This window comes from Gelidibacter pelagius (genome assembly GCF_017581925.1).
GTDB classification, from domain to species: Bacteria; Bacteroidota; Bacteroidia; order Flavobacteriales; family Flavobacteriaceae; genus Gelidibacter; species Gelidibacter pelagius.
Window position 1 is genome coordinate 82,137 of the sequence record NZ_JAGEVG010000004.1, and the last position, 16,256, is coordinate 98,392.

13 protein-coding genes are annotated in these 16,256 nt (G+C 37.9%); 11 read left to right on the forward strand and 2 right to left on the reverse strand.

The window, feature by feature from the left end; translation table 11 throughout:
* Positions 1 to 49: 49 nt before the first annotated feature.
* Positions 50 to 652: a DUF2179 domain-containing protein gene (locus tag J4051_RS04720; RefSeq protein WP_208232706.1), complete on the reverse strand. Its 603-nt coding sequence runs from the start codon at positions 650 to 652 to the stop codon at positions 50 to 52.
* 381 nt (positions 653 to 1,033) lie between these two features.
* On the opposite strand from J4051_RS04720, the gene J4051_RS04725 reads away from it, so the two are divergent.
* Positions 1,034 to 1,696 carry a carbohydrate-binding family 9-like protein gene (locus J4051_RS04725; RefSeq protein ID WP_208232707.1) on the forward strand — a complete coding sequence of 221 codons (663 nt, stop codon included), beginning with the start codon at positions 1,034 to 1,036 and terminating at the stop codon, positions 1,694 to 1,696.
* Here J4051_RS04725 and J4051_RS04730 read toward each other — a convergent pair.
* Positions 1,674 to 2,714 carry a LacI family DNA-binding transcriptional regulator gene (locus tag J4051_RS04730; protein ID WP_208232708.1) on the reverse strand — a complete coding sequence of 347 codons (1,041 nt, stop codon included), beginning with the start codon at positions 2,712 to 2,714 and terminating at the stop codon, positions 1,674 to 1,676. The genes J4051_RS04725 and J4051_RS04730 overlap by 23 nt on opposite strands.
* Positions 2,715 to 2,909: 195 nt before the next feature.
* Here J4051_RS04730 and J4051_RS04735 point away from each other — a divergent pair, with 195 nt between their 5' ends.
* The 10 genes from J4051_RS04735 to ggt all read left to right on the forward strand — a co-directional run bounded on the left by J4051_RS04735 (position 2,910) and on the right by ggt (position 15,992).
* Positions 2,910 to 3,821 (forward strand): nucleotidyltransferase family protein, encoded by a 912-nt coding sequence (locus tag J4051_RS04735; protein WP_208232709.1) that lies wholly within the window; start codon positions 2,910 to 2,912, stop codon positions 3,819 to 3,821.
* A gap of 1 nt (position 3,822) precedes the next feature.
* On the forward strand, positions 3,823 to 4,887 hold the full coding sequence (locus J4051_RS04740; RefSeq protein WP_208232710.1) for a phosphotransferase enzyme family protein: 1,065 nt from the start codon (positions 3,823 to 3,825) through the stop codon (positions 4,885 to 4,887).
* A gap of 99 nt (positions 4,888 to 4,986) precedes the next feature.
* Positions 4,987 to 6,303: a sugar MFS transporter gene (locus J4051_RS04745; protein WP_208232711.1), complete on the forward strand. Its 1,317-nt coding sequence runs from the start codon at positions 4,987 to 4,989 to the stop codon at positions 6,301 to 6,303.
* A gap of 35 nt (positions 6,304 to 6,338) precedes the next feature.
* Positions 6,339 to 7,337, forward strand: a complete 999-nt coding sequence (locus J4051_RS04750) for a Gfo/Idh/MocA family protein (RefSeq protein WP_208232712.1) — start codon at positions 6,339 to 6,341, stop codon at positions 7,335 to 7,337.
* A gap of 12 nt (positions 7,338 to 7,349) precedes the next feature.
* Complete coding sequence (gene nagB / locus J4051_RS04755; protein WP_208232713.1) at positions 7,350 to 9,278, forward strand: glucosamine-6-phosphate deaminase; 1,929 nt, start codon at positions 7,350 to 7,352, stop codon at positions 9,276 to 9,278.
* Positions 9,279 to 9,372: 94 nt separating this feature from the next.
* Positions 9,373 to 9,930, forward strand: a complete 558-nt coding sequence (locus tag J4051_RS04760; protein WP_208232714.1) for a LacI family DNA-binding transcriptional regulator — start codon at positions 9,373 to 9,375, stop codon at positions 9,928 to 9,930.
* A 90-nt stretch (positions 9,931 to 10,020) separates the two neighbouring features.
* Positions 10,021 to 10,341 carry a hypothetical protein gene (locus J4051_RS04765; RefSeq protein WP_208232715.1) on the forward strand — a complete coding sequence of 107 codons (321 nt, stop codon included), beginning with the start codon at positions 10,021 to 10,023 and terminating at the stop codon, positions 10,339 to 10,341.
* Positions 10,342 to 10,753: 412 nt separating this feature from the next.
* The gene (locus J4051_RS04770; RefSeq protein WP_208232716.1) at positions 10,754 to 12,208 is read left to right on the forward strand and encodes a sodium:solute symporter family protein; all 1,455 of its coding nucleotides are present in this window, start codon (positions 10,754 to 10,756) and stop codon (positions 12,206 to 12,208) included.
* A 341-nt stretch (positions 12,209 to 12,549) separates the two neighbouring features.
* Positions 12,550 to 14,103 carry a glutamate racemase gene (locus J4051_RS04775; RefSeq protein WP_208232717.1) on the forward strand — a complete coding sequence of 518 codons (1,554 nt, stop codon included), beginning with the start codon at positions 12,550 to 12,552 and terminating at the stop codon, positions 14,101 to 14,103.
* A gap of 161 nt (positions 14,104 to 14,264) precedes the next feature.
* Positions 14,265 to 15,992: a gamma-glutamyltransferase gene (gene ggt / locus J4051_RS04780; RefSeq protein ID WP_208232718.1), complete on the forward strand. Its 1,728-nt coding sequence runs from the start codon at positions 14,265 to 14,267 to the stop codon at positions 15,990 to 15,992.
* Positions 15,993 to 16,256: the final 264 nt, after the last annotated feature.

Genomic DNA, 16,256 nt, shown 5'->3' on the forward strand with positions numbered 1-16,256 from the left:
ATTTTAATCTCTTTATTCCAACAAAATAAAGATGTCCTTATCTCTCTTGCTACTTCCGCTTTAATTGTAAACCCCAAAACCCTATTTGTCTCGGACTATCATCAATGGAATTGGCTTCATTTACCATTTTCACTCCTTCTATGGTGTAGAATGCACTTGGGTGATATCTGTTAATGGCTTCGGTCAGATGTTTTAAGTTTTCTCTTTTTAAAACTAAGAAAACCACGTTGACTTTTCCGGTTTTTCCTTCGGCATCCAGAATGGAATAACGATAATTGTTATCGCTCAAAAAAGTTAATAATTCATGTACTGGCTCTTTGGTGATCAACCTTAATACGACACGGCCAATGGCAAGTTTTTCCTCGATATACATCCCAACAAAAGTTCCTACGGCAAAGCCGCTGGCATAGGCAACGTAGGACAAGGCATTGTCAATATTACTAATGATTTGTCCAATGGCCAATAACCAGATTAGCGCTTCAAAAAACCCCAAGATAGGAGCAATATTCCTTTTTCCACTCATCACAAAAAGAATTCGGATGGTAGAAATTGAAACATCACCAATCCTTGCCAAAAATATTAATAACGGAATAATCACGTAGTTTAGAGTATTCTCGCTCACGCCGAAATTATCGAAAAAAAACTGTTCCATATTGATAAAGTAACTAACGAATTGGGGGATCTTAAGGATGTCGACCTTTTGTCGAAATCGCGTGCAAATGTATTGAAATATATTTTTATTGCGAGCAACTTAAATTGCCAATCTATAGGTGTTCTGATCTTTTTTTAATGTATCTATTTTATGCACAATTGCCTTTGATTTAAAACTTAAATATGGTTGAGATGATAAGGTTTCGATGCGTTTTACAACTAAATAATAATTTAATAATCAGTTCAAGTGTTTACAGATCAAAGTTTGCAATACTCCTTGATACATTTATTAAATACGAGTTTTATTGGTTGACGGTTATTTAATGCATTTATTTGTGCAGATAATCGCTTCTGATTAACAAGTCTATTTGATCTCTAAATTATGAAAACATACAACGTAAATGTGATTGATGCCAATCATATGGAAATCAACGGAAAAGTCAGTCATCCCTTATGGGAAAAGGCAGAGGTATTAAAGGATTTTTCATCGCCATGGAATTCTGAAGAGGTGGAGAGTATTGAATTCAGAGCCCTACACGACGGTACTTATTTATTCGTGTCATATAGGGTAAATGATGACTCATTGCATATTGATCGTACCGACGATTCAAAAAAAAGCGTTGATAATTCTGATAGAGTAGAGTTGTTTCTAAGGTCTGATAAACAATTAGATCCTTATTATTGTCTTGAAATAGATCCATTGGCGAGACTACAGGATTTTATGGCGCGCCCAAATAGGGAGTTCGACTATCTGTGGGATTGGCCAAAAAAGGATATTGCAATAAAATCTCACATTACATCAACGTCTTTTAGTGTGGAAATGGCGATTTCTATAGACGCCTTAAAAAGATTCAGTCTCATCCAAAATGATGGACATATTGAAGCAGGAATTTATCGGGCAAAGTATAATCAACAGCAAAATGGACAGTTTAAGCCAACTTGGATTACTTGGGTCAATCCTCAAACCGAAACCCCTAATTTTCATACCGCGTCATCCTTTGGAAAATTAAAACTTGAAAACTTTAAGCTCTCAAAAAAGGTTTAACATTTTCTGAATTTATAATGTCTATTGGTAATAAATGTTTACCAGGGATTTCTTTTTCAAACACCAAATGTTCGATTAAAAATTTCAGGCCCAAATAGGCTTGCTGCCTGGGGTTCTGATGTATCAGAAAATCAATGACTCCATCTTTCAGATAATTGACGTTTTCTGCTAATAAGTCATAGCCTACCAGTTTAATATGGTTCTTGTTTTCAGATTCTAATAATCGTGCCACATGAAAAGCTTTTGAATTGGTTACAAAAATACCTGTCAAATTAGGATGGTCCTTTAAAAAGTCCCTTAGTTTATCTTCCGTCTCCGTATATCTTATTTTGCACTTTAAAATAGCGTCTTTGAAGCCATTGAGATCCTCAAAATAACTTTTGAATCCTTTTTCCTTTTCTTGCATGTGCACCGCATTTTTATATTTTTCATCAATATGAATGATGGCCATATCGCCATTATCGATAATGCTGTGCATTAACTTTGCTGCGACGCGTCCGCTTTGATAAAGGTCTTGTCCAATAAAACTTGCTGAGGAGGCATCAATTTGATTGTTAAAAGTACAGACTTCAATATTCAAGGATTTATATTGTTCCAAGACGGTTTTGGCTTCTTTATAAAATAAAGGCACCATCAAGATAATATCGGGAGCTGAGTCTAATAGCTTTTTGTGTTGTGCCACGAACGACTTAGTATCTGTGGGATCAAATAAAAAGGTATTCATCCTAATGTCAAAAGCGCTGAATTCGGAAAGAGCTTGCTGGATCCCATCGGAACACACCTCCCAATAGGCATCTTTTTTTGGATCTGGGAGTAAAGCGCCAATTTGATAAATTCGATTGTTTTTTAAGTTTCTGGCAATTAGGTTGGGTTGGTAATCAATGTCTGAAAGCAGCTGTTTTACTTTGTCCTCAACATCTTTTGCTACGTTACCTCGGTTATGGATGACACGATCGATAGTTCCTTTTGAAACTCCAGCTAGTTCGGCTATATCTTTTATGGTATATTTTTTCATCATTCACATTTGTATAGTACACAAGAGATGTGTATATTCGCATAACTGTGTTCGAGCACAATTTATGAAAAATTCTGTTGCAATTCAAAATTATACGTCAAGATTGTAATAATTCGATGGATTGTGTCGGTCCAAATTACACTAATTTTCAAATGAACCTCAATCGTTTGAGGTCAATTACGAGTTAAAATAAAAATCATGGTAGAAACAAACAAACCGACATTGGTCATTTTAGCCGCGGGAATGGGGAGTAGATATGGCGGTTTAAAACAAATGGATGCTTTTACTCCTGAGGGCGACACCATTATCGATTTTTCACTATATGACGCTCTTCAAGCAGGATTTGGAAAATTTGTTTTCATTATTCGTAAGAGTTTTGAAAAGGATTTTAAAGAAATCTTTAGTAAAAAGTTAAAGGGCAAAGCCGAAGTTGACTACGTTTTTCAAGAGTTTGATAGCGTTCCGAAAAAATATATAGACCCTAAAAGAACAAAGCCTTGGGGTACAGGTCATGCATTGTTAATGGCCAAAGATGCGGTTCAAGAAAACTTTGCCATCATTAATGCTGATGATTTTTATGGAAGGGAAGCGTTTATGACTATGGCCAAGTATTTGTCAGAAACAGATAAAGATTCCTATGATTTTAGTATGATGGCCTATCTACTTAAAAATACGGTTTCAGATCATGGTTATGTAGCAAGAGGGGAATGTGAAGTTGATGAAAATGGATATTTGAAAGATGTAACTGAGCGCACCCATATTGAAAAGATTGATGGTCAGCTTAAGCGTAAGGATGCCAATGGTAAGTTTATCCCGATTGATGGTGACACCATAGTCTCCATGAATTTTTGGGGCTTTACGCCGAGATGCTTTGAATTTGGTGGAGAGTTATTCGATGCGTTTTTAAAAGTCAACAAGAATAATCCGAAAGCTGAATTCTTTATTCCTTATGTGATCAATGAAATCTTGAGATCGGAAAATGCAAGCGTAAAAGTGCTAAAATCCGATGCGCAATGGTTTGGGGTAACTTATTTGGAAGATAAGGAAATCGTCGAAACGGCTATCGCAAAGCTAAAAGACAAAGGTGTGTATCCCAAAAAGTTATGGTAAGATGATATCAGAAAGACTAAAATATATTTTTGGACAGTTTGAGCATGATGCCGAATTTGATTCCTATAAAGAACTGGCTTCCGGTCATATCAATGATACCTATTTGATAAAGACCAAAGAGAAGCCATATTTCGTTTTACAACGGATCAATCACGGGGTGTTTAAAGACGTGCCGGGACTTATTGAAAACAAAATGCTGATCAGTAACCATATCAAAGAAAAACTCAGCCACTTATCCCCAAAAAAACAGAACAGACGTATCCTGAGATTTTATATGACCAAATCAGGTGACTCTTATTATAGAGGTGATGAAGGGAATTACTGGAATCTCATGCATTTTATCGATAAAAGTGTCACGCATTTGACGGTCTCCAATGAAACGGTTGCTTATGAAGGCGGACGATTGTTGGGTCAGTTTTTGACCTTGACCAACGATTTTGATGCGACCAAATTAACTGAGGTCATTCCGAAATTCCATGACATGTCTTTCAGATATTGGGAATTTGAAGAAGCGAAACGAAAGGCATCCAAAGAGCGACTTGAAAAAGCGAAGGCCCAAATAGAATTGGTGGGAAATGCCAAAGAGGAAATGCATATTCTTCAACATCTAAAAGAATCGGGCGATATCAAATTGCGCGTTACGCATAATGATACCAAAATATCAAATGTCTTGTTCAACAAGCGCGATAAGGGACTTTGTTTGATCGATCTGGATACCGTGATGCCGGGAATTGTGCATTATGACTTTGGTGATGCCATCCGAACGATTTGCAATACCGCAGCAGAAGATGAAGCCAATTTGGATCTGGTAGAATTTAACGTCGATTATTATAATGCCTATACCAAAGGATTTTTAAAGAAAATGGGAAAATCTCTAACGCCAATTGAATTAAAATATTTACCGTTAGGCGCCAAAACGATGATTTTTATTATCGGATTGCGATTTTTGACTGATTATCTGAATGGTGATATCTATTTTAAAACAAAATATGCCGATCATAATTTAGATCGTGCAAAAAATCAATTTAAACTATTGCAGAGTCTCTCCGAAAAGTTGAGAGTTTAAAACGCAATAGCAATTACTGAGATTATAAAATCAATCAATTCATGTTATAACAACGAATTAACCAATAAATAATAAGTCGCTAACCGATAACCTGTCTTTATGAATACAACACAAAAAAACAACCTCGTCCCAATTCTTATTATTGGAGGACTCTTCGCCATTTTCGGATTTGTTACCTGGATTAATGGGGCGCTCATTCCGTTCATGAGGACGCTTAATGAGCTCACTGAAGCTCAGTCTTATTTCGTGGCTACAGCATCTTATATATCCTTTGTGGTTATGGCTTTACCGGCATCCTATATTATTAATAAAATTGGGTATCGCAACGGAATATCTTTGGGACTAGCCATTATGGCCGTTGGTGCTTTAGTGTTTATTCCAGCAGCTGATGCTCGTACCTATTGGGTGTTTTTATTGGCTATTTTTATTCAAGGTATCGGGATGACCATCTGTCAAACCGCTGCCAATCCGTACATTACTATTTTGGGGCCAATAGAAAGTGGTGCCAAACGTATGGCGATGATGGGTATTGCAAACAAGGTAGCTGGAGCGCTTGGTTCTGTTATTTTTGGTGCTTTATTATTGTCAGGTATCGATGAGGTGAATGAGAAATTGGGAACTGTTTCTGATGACGAAAAGAATGTGTTGTTAGACACCATGGCCGATAGTGTGCACACGCCGTATATTGTGATGGCTGTCATCCTATTTATCTTTGCGTTTTTTATTAGAAAAGCAAATTTACCACATGTTGAAGCAGTTGAAGAGGAAGAAGTTGTAGAAGGAGGAGTGAAAAAGACCAGCAAAACCATATTCCAATATCCACATTTATGGTTGGGTGTTTTGGCCTTATTCGTTTATGTTGGTGCAGAAGTGATTGCTGGAGATACGATAATCGCTTATGGAATTTCCCTTGGAATTTCGGCCGATGATGCGAAATGGTTTACGACCTATACCTTGATGGCCATGGTAGGAACCTATGCCTTGGGCGTCGTTTTGATTCCGAAATATATTAAACAAAAAACAGCATTGATCATCAGTGCCATTTTAGGGATTGTTTTCAGTCTCTGTATTTTATATACCTCCGGATTCACCTCAGTTTTATTTGTTGCTGCATTAGGTATCGCAAACGCATTGGTATGGCCTGCAATTTGGCCTTTGACTTTAGATGGTCTTGGAAGACATACCAAAACAGCCTCTGCATTATTGATCATGGCCATCTCAGGTGGCGCCATTATTCCGCCGTTATATGGACGCTTGGTTGATTCTGGAAAACATGAGATGATGGCAAACGGTGTTCAAGATGCCGCAGAGTTGTCAGCGGCATCAACAAGTAGTTACTGGATTTTGATTCCTTGTTACCTTATCGTTCTGTTTTTTGCAGTTTGGGGACATAAGATTAAAAGTTGGAGAAAATAGATATCGGTAGAAGATAGGCAGATGAAATTTTTGAAATGAAGGCGAATAAAACATATAAATGGGGAATGATTGGTTGCGGAAGCGTGACCGAATTGAAGAGTGGTCCTGCTTATCAAAAAACTGAGGATTTTGAACTTGTTGCAGTCATGCGAAGGGATATAGCCAAAGCCGAAGATTATGCCAAAAGACATCAAGTGCCTTATTTTTATGATGAGGCTGATGCGCTTATCAATCACCCAGAAATTGACGCCATCTATATCGCTACCCCGCCAGATTCGCACGAATACTATGCGTTAAAAGTAGCTGAAGCAGGAAAAATATGTTGTATTGAAAAACCCATGGCACCAAGTTATGAGGCCTGCTCAAGGATCAACGCAGCATTTGAAGATAGAAAACTGCCATTGTTTGTGGCATATTATAGGCGATCATTACCTCGCTTTTTACAGGTGAAGGAATGGATTGATCAAAATAAAATAGGCACCATAAGACACATCCATTGGAATTTTACCAAACCACCGAATGATATGGATAAGTCGAAATCATATAATTGGCGTACCGATGCCGAAATAGCTCCAGGTGGTTACTTTGATGATTTGGCATCACACGGATTGGATTTGTTTGTATTTATGTTAGGGACCGTCAAATCTGCAAGTGGAACGTCTGAAAATAAGCTGGGACTATATACTGCCAAGGATTTGGTTAAAGGACAATGGCGACATAATTCGGGAGTTACGGGGTTTGGTAGTTGGGATTTTGGAGCGGATAAACGAGAGGATGTCGTTAAAATATACGGTAATGAAGGAAATATTACCTTTTCAGTATTTGGAGAGTTCCCTATCGTTTTAGAGCGTGATGAGGAAACGACAAGTCTGACCATTGAAAATCCTGAGCACGTACAATGGTATCACGTTCAGAATATAAAAGCCCATCTATCAGGTGGGATATGGCATTCATCAACAGGTGAAACGGCAATGCATACTGCATGGATCATGGATAGGATATTACAAAATAAATTAGAAGTCATTAATAATTAAATAAGTTAGGACATGTTAAAAAGCACAATCGATAAAGCAACTGATTTCGAAAAAAGATTCGAAAATATTAATACGGTTATGTTTGAGGATTCTCAAGTGGCCTCTAAAGCCGTTGCAAAAGAAATAGCAGATCTTATTAAGGTGAAACAATCTCAAAAGCAACCCTGTATTTTAGGATTGGCAACAGGTTCTTCACCAAAAGGATTATATGCTGAACTAGTACGACTGCACAAAGAGAAAGGCTTGAGTTTTAAAAACGTCGTGACATTCAACTTGGATGAATACTATCCAATGGAACCGGATGCTGTGAATAGTTATGTGCGTTTCATGAAGAAAATGTTGTTTGATCAAGTAGATATTCTTCCTGAAAACTGTTATATACCAGACGGAACGCTTCCGAAAGATAAAATTGCAAGTTATTGCAGTGATTACGAAAAGAAAATCGAGGCCCTTGGAGGAATTGATCTTCAAATCTTAGGAATTGGTGGTAATGGACATATTGGATTTAACGAATCGGGATCTCTACAGAATTCCAAAACGAGGTTAGTGGCATTGGATCATATTACCAGGGTTGCAGCTAGTAAGGATTTTGCAGGTTTGTCAAACACACCAAGGACGGCGATTACTTTGGGAGTGAAGAAGATTATGGAAGCTAAACGCGTCATCCTTTTGGCTTGGGGTGAAAGTAAAGCTGCAATTATCAAAACATCGGCAGAAGGACAAGTGACCAATCAAGTGCCTGCATCCTTTTTGCAAGAGCATAATAATGTCACTTTTGTACTTGACAAAGAAGCCGCATCAAAACTGACCCGTGTGAATGCACCATGGTTGGTGGAGAAAGTGACTTGGACTGATCGCCTCATCAGAAAAGCGGTTTTAGGATTGGCAATGCATCTCGAGAAACCGATCTTAATGCTTACCGATGCTGATTATATAGAGAATGGGATGAGTGATCTTTTGGCAGAATTCGGTCAAGCTTATGACATCAATATTAAGATTTTTAACAAATTACAACACACCATTACTGGATGGCCAGGAGGGAAGCCAAATGCTGACGATTCCAACAGACCCGAACGTGCAGAACCAGGTAAGAAACGTGTTTTGATTTTTAGCCCACACCCTGACGACGATATCATTAGTATGGGAGGTACTTTTAAAAGGCTCCATGAGCAAGGACACGAAGTACACGTCGCCTATCAAACCTCCGGAAACATTGCAGTAGCAGATGAAGAAGCTTTACGTTTTGCGAATTTCGTAATTGATTACAACGATAAATTTGATATCAAAAGCGAAGCCACCGAAAAGATATACAAAAAGGTAGTGAAATCACTTACGGACAAGAAGCCAAGTGAGATAGATATCCCTGAAGCACGATATATCAAAGGATTAATTAGAAAAGGGGAAGCAAGGGCTACAAGCCATTTTGTCGGTTTGAACGATGATCATATCCATTTTATGGAATTGCCGTTTTATGAAACTGGAACCATCGATAAACATCCTTTAGGTGAAGAAGATATCCAAATGACTGTTGACATTATCGAACGTATCAAACCACATCAGATATATGCTGCAGGAGATTTAGCTGACCCACACGGAACGCATAAAGTCTGTTTGGATGCTGTATTTGAATCGGTCAGAAGACTTAAGGACAAACCATTTATGAAAGATTGCTGGGTGTGGCTTTACAGAGGTGCATGGCAAGAATGGGGAATCGACGAAATTGAAATGGCTGTACCAATGAGTCCAGATCAAGTCTTGGAGAAAAGACATGGCATATTTAAACACCAGTCACAAAAGGATGGTGTAGTCTTTCAAGGATCAGATGCAAGGGAGTTCTGGCAACGTGCAGAAGATAGAAACAAGGAAACCGCAGGAATATATGACCAATTGGGTTTAGCGCATTACGCCGCAATGGAAGCCTTTGTAAGATGGCATTTTTAGCCTGTAGAAATTCAATATGAGATGGGGTCTATCACACCATGCTATGATAGACTCCTTCTGAAACATGGCATGGATTAATTAAAAGAAATGAAATATGATGGAAGTAACCATGAAGACCTTGTCACAAATGAGTGGCTATTCTGTGTCCACGGTATCTAAGGCGTTGCGTGACAAAAAGGATATTAGCATCAAAACCAGACAGATTATTAAAGAGTTGGCTGAGAGTTATGATTTTGTTCCTAACAATTCAGCTATTGCCTTACGATCGCAAAAGAGCAATACCATTGCTGTAATTGTACCTCAAATTGATTCTATGATCTACGGAAGTATGTTAAACAGCATCCAAATGGAAGCCTATAAACAAGGTTACCGTGTGGTGGTACAACAATATCTGAACTATGAAAATGGAGAATTGGAATGCTTGAAAAGCTTAAGGAATGGAGGAATTGACGGGGTTATCGTCATTGGTACGTCCACGTCTTTGGAAAATTTAAAACAAAACTCTAAAGATCAATTGTTTCCTACCATCATAAAAAGAGTAGAGGATTTAACCTTGAAAGCCCAAGACTATAAACACTTTGGGAAAAAGATCATCACCTCATTATTTTCAAAAATAAATGTAAATGATGATCTGCGTATCAATGTCGTTTAAACAAGAAAAACTATAAGTTTTAATGCGTTTAAGGAAGGTGAGGTAGTGATGATTATGGTTAGTGAAAAGAAGATAAATAATATGGAGCACATGACAGATATAGATGAGAGAGACCAGCACCATTGGTTTTTGGAGATGAACTTTCCATGTTCAAACAAGTACGATCAATTCATCAATTGGTTACGGATGGAGTTTTACTTTTTTCAACAAGAAAATGGATCGTTCTTGACGATCTATTTCCCTAACGGACAGGTAAAAATCGAAAAAAAAGCAACACAAGAAAACACCTTTGCTTCTGAGATTACTGTTAAAAGCAAGTGCAGAAAATTTGGTCTAAAAATGTGGAAGAATCTATCAGAATTCCTTTCTTTTATTGAAAATTATCATAGACTTAATCGGATTGAATACTGAGCTTTCCGCTTTTCAAAATAATTTCAAAAACCTGTAAATAATATTATTTATAGGTTTTTTTTATGCTGATAAGTTGGGTGTAATAGAAATTACATATGAATATTTAATTGGTATTAAACTCATTTAGTATTTGAATTTGATAAAATAAAATCCATAGTTTTATATTGGCAGGTTGATCCTATGCTTCATGAATAGCAGGTAAAGGGAATTAAAAACCATATAATTATTCGTGCACCTGTCTGAATGGATGAGCAGGCTTGTGGTTGAAGAATATTTAGAAATTAAAATTGTCGTGACGAAATCTCAGGATTTTAAACTTTAATTGAATAACGAAGTTGATCCTGAAAGATTCACATTTCAAAATGACACAAAAAGTAGAAAACCTTAATTTTACAAGTTTATAGTTAAAACGATGGAAAGAACCACCCTTACCATTTTCTTATTATCAGTATATGTCATCGCTATTATTGCCATAGGAATATGGAATAGTAAAAATGACAGCAGTGAAGATTATTTTTTGGCAGCCAGAAAGTTGCCGGCGTGGTTGCTCGCCATTACTTTTATCGCCTCGTGGTGGGGAGGTGGCTCTGCTATTGATTTGGTGGATCATGCCCACAATAACGGGTTGAGTTCTTTTTGGATCTATGGTGTGCCAGTTCTCATTGCCACTGCCTTGATGTATTTGTTTTCAAAAGGCATCAGAAATATCGGAACCATTTCGCAACCTGAGCTTATGGGGCAGCGTTATAATGATACGGTAGCGTTAATGTTGACCATTTTTATCATTGTTTTTATGGTGATTGCCGCTACGGTCCAGGTCATTGTTATGGGGCGCTTTTTTCATGCTTTTTTTGATATGGGCTATGAGAATGGTGCCATATTGGGCACTGTGATTGTCCTTACCTATTCTATGTTTGGAGGGTTTAAAGGTGTTGTGCTTACCGATTTGTTACAATTTGTATTTTTCCTGTTTACGGGGATATTCTTGTTTTATATTACCTATTCGCAATCAGGCGGACTGGAAGTTGTTAAAATAAATTCTATAGCAAATGCCAAAGAAGGCTACACTTCCTTTTTTTCTAATGTGGCAGATAATTTGGCCTATGTCATCACCTTTGGAACCTCTTGGATGATTCAAGCTAATATTTGGCAACGTATTTCAGCGGCAAAAACTGGCTCAGATGCAAAGAAAATGATGTTTCTAAGTTTCTTGGCGTTCATTCCATTATATCTCATGGTGACTTATACAGGGATGTTCAGTTCTGTATTGTATGAAACAGTTCCAGAAACTGGGATTATTCCGGATATGGTAAGCAATCTCAGTAGTCCCGTACTCAGCGCTATCTTGTTTGTGGGCTTATGTTCTGCAATTATGTCCACCATGGATTCACTCATTAATACAGGTGCTTTGTCATTAACCGTAGATGTGTTTCAAAAATATATCCAGCCAGAAGCCAAGCCTAAAGTTGGTGTCATCGTGGCAAGAGTTTCAACCTTTGTCATGGCAGCAATAGCACTATTTATGGCATTAAAGATACAATCAGTGCTTACAATTTCCTGGATCGCATCCGATTTTCTGACCAGTGGAGCTTTTGTACCTTTAGTTCTGGGTTTTTTATGGGCGAGAGGAACCTCCATAGCTGCAACGATGTCCATGATATTTGGTCTGTTGTTCTCTACTTATAATCTTTTAGTAGCCTTGGGTGTGGATCTCCCTGTAGCATGGGATATTGCCTCTGCAAAGCAAGCCATCATTGGCATCACAATTTCTTTGGTTCTTTATGTGGGGATTAGTCTTTTAACTCCAGGCGATACGGAAAGAAGTATGAGGTTTATTCGAAAAGCAAATTTGTTTGGAAGGTATTAGGTCTGTTGTGTTGATTGCTACTTTTGTTTTTTTAATATTCTTTGATCGGAAAACAGACATTTTAAGTTGGTTGATGCTGTTTTAGGATATTTACAGCTCGCACCACCCTTTTTCTTAGCGCTAATTTCAGAATAGTTCTTTTCGAAATTCATTATTTCCACCATTGAACTTTAAGACTTCGAGGTTCTTGATTTACATAAGTGAATATTTTTCAATATTTTAGTTCAATAATTAAATAATATAATGCTGGAGTTGGGATATATAGAAACACTTGTTAATTTTAGGGGTCTAAATTTATACGAAAGCCAACTTTAAGGTCATCACTTAAAAATTAAAATCAAATGAAACACGTTAAGAATCAGTATTTGTGGGCTTTGTTGGTCGTCTTGGCAAGTTCCTGCAAAAATTCTGAAAATAGAGACCTTATCAAAAATGAGAGTGACCTAAAAAAGGAGCGCGCCATTGAAACCGCTATTTTAGAGAAGGATGATTCTTTTTACCACATCAATTTTAAAAATTATCCCGAGATGGATAGAAGATTGCCGATCGGAGTTTTCGATTCTGGAACTGGTGGACTGACGGTATTGGATGCAATCGTAAATTTTGATGGTCATAATAATTCGAACAAAGAAAGAGGTGGCGATGCGGTCCCTGATTTTATCTCAGAGAAATTTATTTACCTGGCTGATCAGGCCAACATGCCGTATGGCAATTATTCCAGTGAGGATAAAACTGAGTTGCTTGTTGAGCATATTCTAAAGGATATGCAGTTCTTGCTGTCAAAAAAATATTATAGAGACGCCAGCGATACACAATATCAAAAAGATAAACAACCGGTAAAATCGATAGTTATTGCTTGTAATACGGCCACTGCTTATGGGAGTGAATTTATCAAAGCATTCATTGATAAGACTGGGATCGAACTAAAGGTGATTGGCGTTATAGATGCGGGAGCTCGTGGCACCTTATCTACTTTTGAAAAGGATGAAAATGGTTCGATTGGTGTCATGGCTACGGTAGGGACCATTCAGTCCAAAGGCTATGAAAATACACTATTAAGGGTTAAGGACGAGTTGGGATATACCGGGAATATTCAAATTTTCAACCAGGGAGGCCATGGAATTGCAGAAGCAGTTGACGAAGAACCTGACTTTGTAAATAAGGATTTTAAAGAACCTCGCGAGGATTACCGAGGCCCTTCATTAGACGATCCAAATTTTACCATTGACAAAACTTTAATGGATATCTATAATTTTGATTTTGATCACGGCAAAATGCTTTGTGATAATCAGGATACTGCTGACTGTCAAATTCTTCAAATCAATGACTCAGAAAACTACGTGCGGTATCACGTCGTCAGTCTATTGGAGAAAATCAGAACAGCCGCAAATCCGCAGCCTTTAAAAGCCATTGTTTTAGGGTGTACACATTATCCTTATTTGACCAACGAGATCAATGAGGTTTTGGATGAACTTTATAATTATAAGAAAGATGACAAGTATATCTATCGTAACTTTATGGTTGAAGATATTGCTATTGTTGATCCAGCAGTCAATGTTGCCGAAGAATTATATGTGTATATGAAAGAGACGAACCTTTTTAACCCTGCCGGAGATATTATGACGAGCGAATTTTTTATTAGTGTCCCCAATTCGGAAAATAAGAACGTGAAGATCGATGACAATGGTAGATTTCCGTACGACTATAAATACGGAAGAACGGAAAATGACATTCAGGAGTATGTGAAAATAGTTCCTTTCAGTAAAAGTAATATCTCACAAGAAACCTTGGATCGTTTTAAAGAATCAATCCCTGAAACTTATAAGCTCATTGAAGCGTTTAACCGTTCTAATGTAAAAGCCCAATATCTGGACGAATCCATAAGAATCCAATAAAGGAATGAAAAAATTGATAAAATAAGGTTTCAGCCAAAAATTGTGAGGTAATGCTTTCAAGCATCATTGATTGTTACTCGTGAAACTAATAACTTCTTAAAGTAGAATTCTGTCTAAAAAATAAAAACTTATTGCATATTCGCAATTCATCCTAAAAAAACATGAAACATAGATTGAGATTATTGAGTTTGACAGTTATTTCCGTGCTTTTCTTAACCTGTGGAGGCGGAAAGCCGGGTTTCGAAACAACAGCAATTTCGGGGAAAACGGCAATCGCTAGAAACGGAATGGTGGTTTCTGCCCATCCTGAAGCTACCAAAGTGGGAATGGAAATTTTAAAGCAGGGAGGTAATGCCGTAGATGCCATGGTAGGTGTACATTTTGCTTTAGCCGTAGTCTATCCGTCTGCCGGTAATCTTGGTGGAGGAGGATTTATGATGTACAGACAAAATGATGGTGAGGTTTTCTCATTGGATTTTAGAGAAAAGGCACCTGGCAATGCTTTTGAAGAGATGTATTTAGATGAGAATGGAGACGTTATAGATGGTGAGAGTCTTTATGGGCCAAAAGCATCTGGTGTTCCTGGTTCTGTAGACGGAATGATTAAAGCCCATGAGAAGTTTGGTTCTTTACCCCTCGATAGGTTAATCGAACCATCCATTCAATTGGCAAAAAAGGGATTTCATATTTCGGCGCAACAGGCTAGAAATTACAATAATTTTAAGGAGAGGTTTGTAAAAAACAATCGTAATCCAGAAAAGGTCACCTTAATTAAAGACGAAGACTGGAAAGAGGGCGATCTATTGGTTCAGAAGGATTTGGCCGAAACCTTAAGCCGTATCAAACAAAACGGCAGGGCTGGATTTTATGAAGGAAAAACTGCCGAACTCTTGGTCGCTGAAATGCAAGCAGGCAATGGTATAATATCATTAGAAGATCTAAAAAACTACGATTCTGCATGGCGAAATCCTATCACCGGAAACTTTAGAGGCTATAAAGTTTATAGTATGGCACCTTCAAGTAGTGGAGGGATTGCATTGGTGCAACTCTTGAAGCTATCGGAGTATTTCCCAATTTCTGAGTATGGTTCGAAAACGGCAAAAACCATCCACCTTATGGCAGAAATGGAAAGACGTGTCTATGCCGATAGAGCGACGCACTTGGGCGATTCGGATTTCTGGGATGTTCCTGTAAAGCAATTATTGGACGATGATTATCTGGCCACCAGAGCAGCTCAAATAGACATCTCAAAAGCCACGAACAGCGACGACGTAAAAGCTATGGAGCTTGCGAACCTGGCAGAAAGTGAAGAAACTACCCATTATTCAATCGTGGATAAAATGGGGAATGCCATTTCATTGACAACCACAATCAACTCGGCTTATGGATCCAAAGTGTTTGTAGAAGGTGCTGGGTTTTTAATGAACAACGAAATGGATGATTTCAGTGCCAAACCAGGTGTACCCAACGTATATGGCTTGTTAGGTGGTGCAGCAAATTCAATTCAACCAGAAAAACGAATGCTAAGTGCCATGACGCCTACCATCATTGAAAAGGATAGACAATTGTACATGGTGGTTGGAACCCCTGGAGGCTCTACAATCATGACTTCTGTGTTTCAATCTATACTCAATGTTATTGATCACAGCATGACGATGAGCGAAGCCGTCTCTGAAAAAAGATTTCACCATCAGTGGTACCCTGATTGGATTTCTATTGAAAAGGGAGCTCTTAGTGATACCGTACGGGCTGAGCTGGAGGCTATGGGACACGTCATTAAAGAGCGTAGTTCCATTGGACGGGTTGATGCTATCTTGGTAAGACCTGATGGTTCCTTGGAAGGAGCAGCAGACCCAAGAGGCGACGACTGGGCAATGGGGATCGAATAAATATAAATATTAGTATTTAGATATCATCATAGTGCATTTTCTTAAAATTTGCGAAATGCCTGTTCTAAATAAAGTCTAAACCTTATCTTAATTGACACCTCATAGTGGTGGCTTGTATTTGTTACAAACCGCGCTATGGGGTGTTTTTTTTTATGATCAGTCTTTGGTTGCTAGCTGTAAAATCTGTGGACATGATTACTTCCATAGGTTGTATGAGCGTTTTTAATGATTTACAATGATCCCATCATTTTGAAGTAGTACTTT

Excerpts from the sequence above, each read along its gene's own strand:
- J4051_RS04760 (WP_208232714.1), top strand. The coding sequence starts at position 9,373 with ATGATGGAAGTAACCATGAAGACCTTGTCACAAATGAGTGGCTATTCT.
- nagB (WP_208232713.1), top strand. The coding sequence starts at position 7,350 with ATGTTAAAAAGCACAATCGATAAAGCAACTGATTTCGAAAAAAGATTC.
- J4051_RS04725 (WP_208232707.1), top strand. The coding sequence starts at position 1,034 with ATGAAAACATACAACGTAAATGTGATTGATGCCAATCATATGGAAATC.
- J4051_RS04765 (WP_208232715.1), top strand. The coding sequence starts at position 10,021 with ATGACAGATATAGATGAGAGAGACCAGCACCATTGGTTTTTGGAGATG.
- ggt (WP_208232718.1), top strand. The coding sequence starts at position 14,265 with ATGAAACATAGATTGAGATTATTGAGTTTGACAGTTATTTCCGTGCTT.
- J4051_RS04720 (WP_208232706.1), bottom strand. The coding sequence starts at position 652 with ATGGAACAGTTTTTTTTCGATAATTTCGGCGTGAGCGAGAATACTCTA.
- J4051_RS04775 (WP_208232717.1), top strand. The coding sequence starts at position 12,550 with ATGAAACACGTTAAGAATCAGTATTTGTGGGCTTTGTTGGTCGTCTTG.
- J4051_RS04740 (WP_208232710.1), top strand. The coding sequence starts at position 3,823 with ATGATATCAGAAAGACTAAAATATATTTTTGGACAGTTTGAGCATGAT.
- J4051_RS04730 (WP_208232708.1), bottom strand. The coding sequence starts at position 2,714 with ATGATGAAAAAATATACCATAAAAGATATAGCCGAACTAGCTGGAGTT.
- J4051_RS04735 (WP_208232709.1), top strand. The coding sequence starts at position 2,910 with ATGGTAGAAACAAACAAACCGACATTGGTCATTTTAGCCGCGGGAATG.
- J4051_RS04745 (WP_208232711.1), top strand. The coding sequence starts at position 4,987 with ATGAATACAACACAAAAAAACAACCTCGTCCCAATTCTTATTATTGGA.
- J4051_RS04750 (WP_208232712.1), top strand. The coding sequence starts at position 6,339 with ATGAAGGCGAATAAAACATATAAATGGGGAATGATTGGTTGCGGAAGC.
- J4051_RS04770 (WP_208232716.1), top strand. The coding sequence starts at position 10,754 with ATGGAAAGAACCACCCTTACCATTTTCTTATTATCAGTATATGTCATC.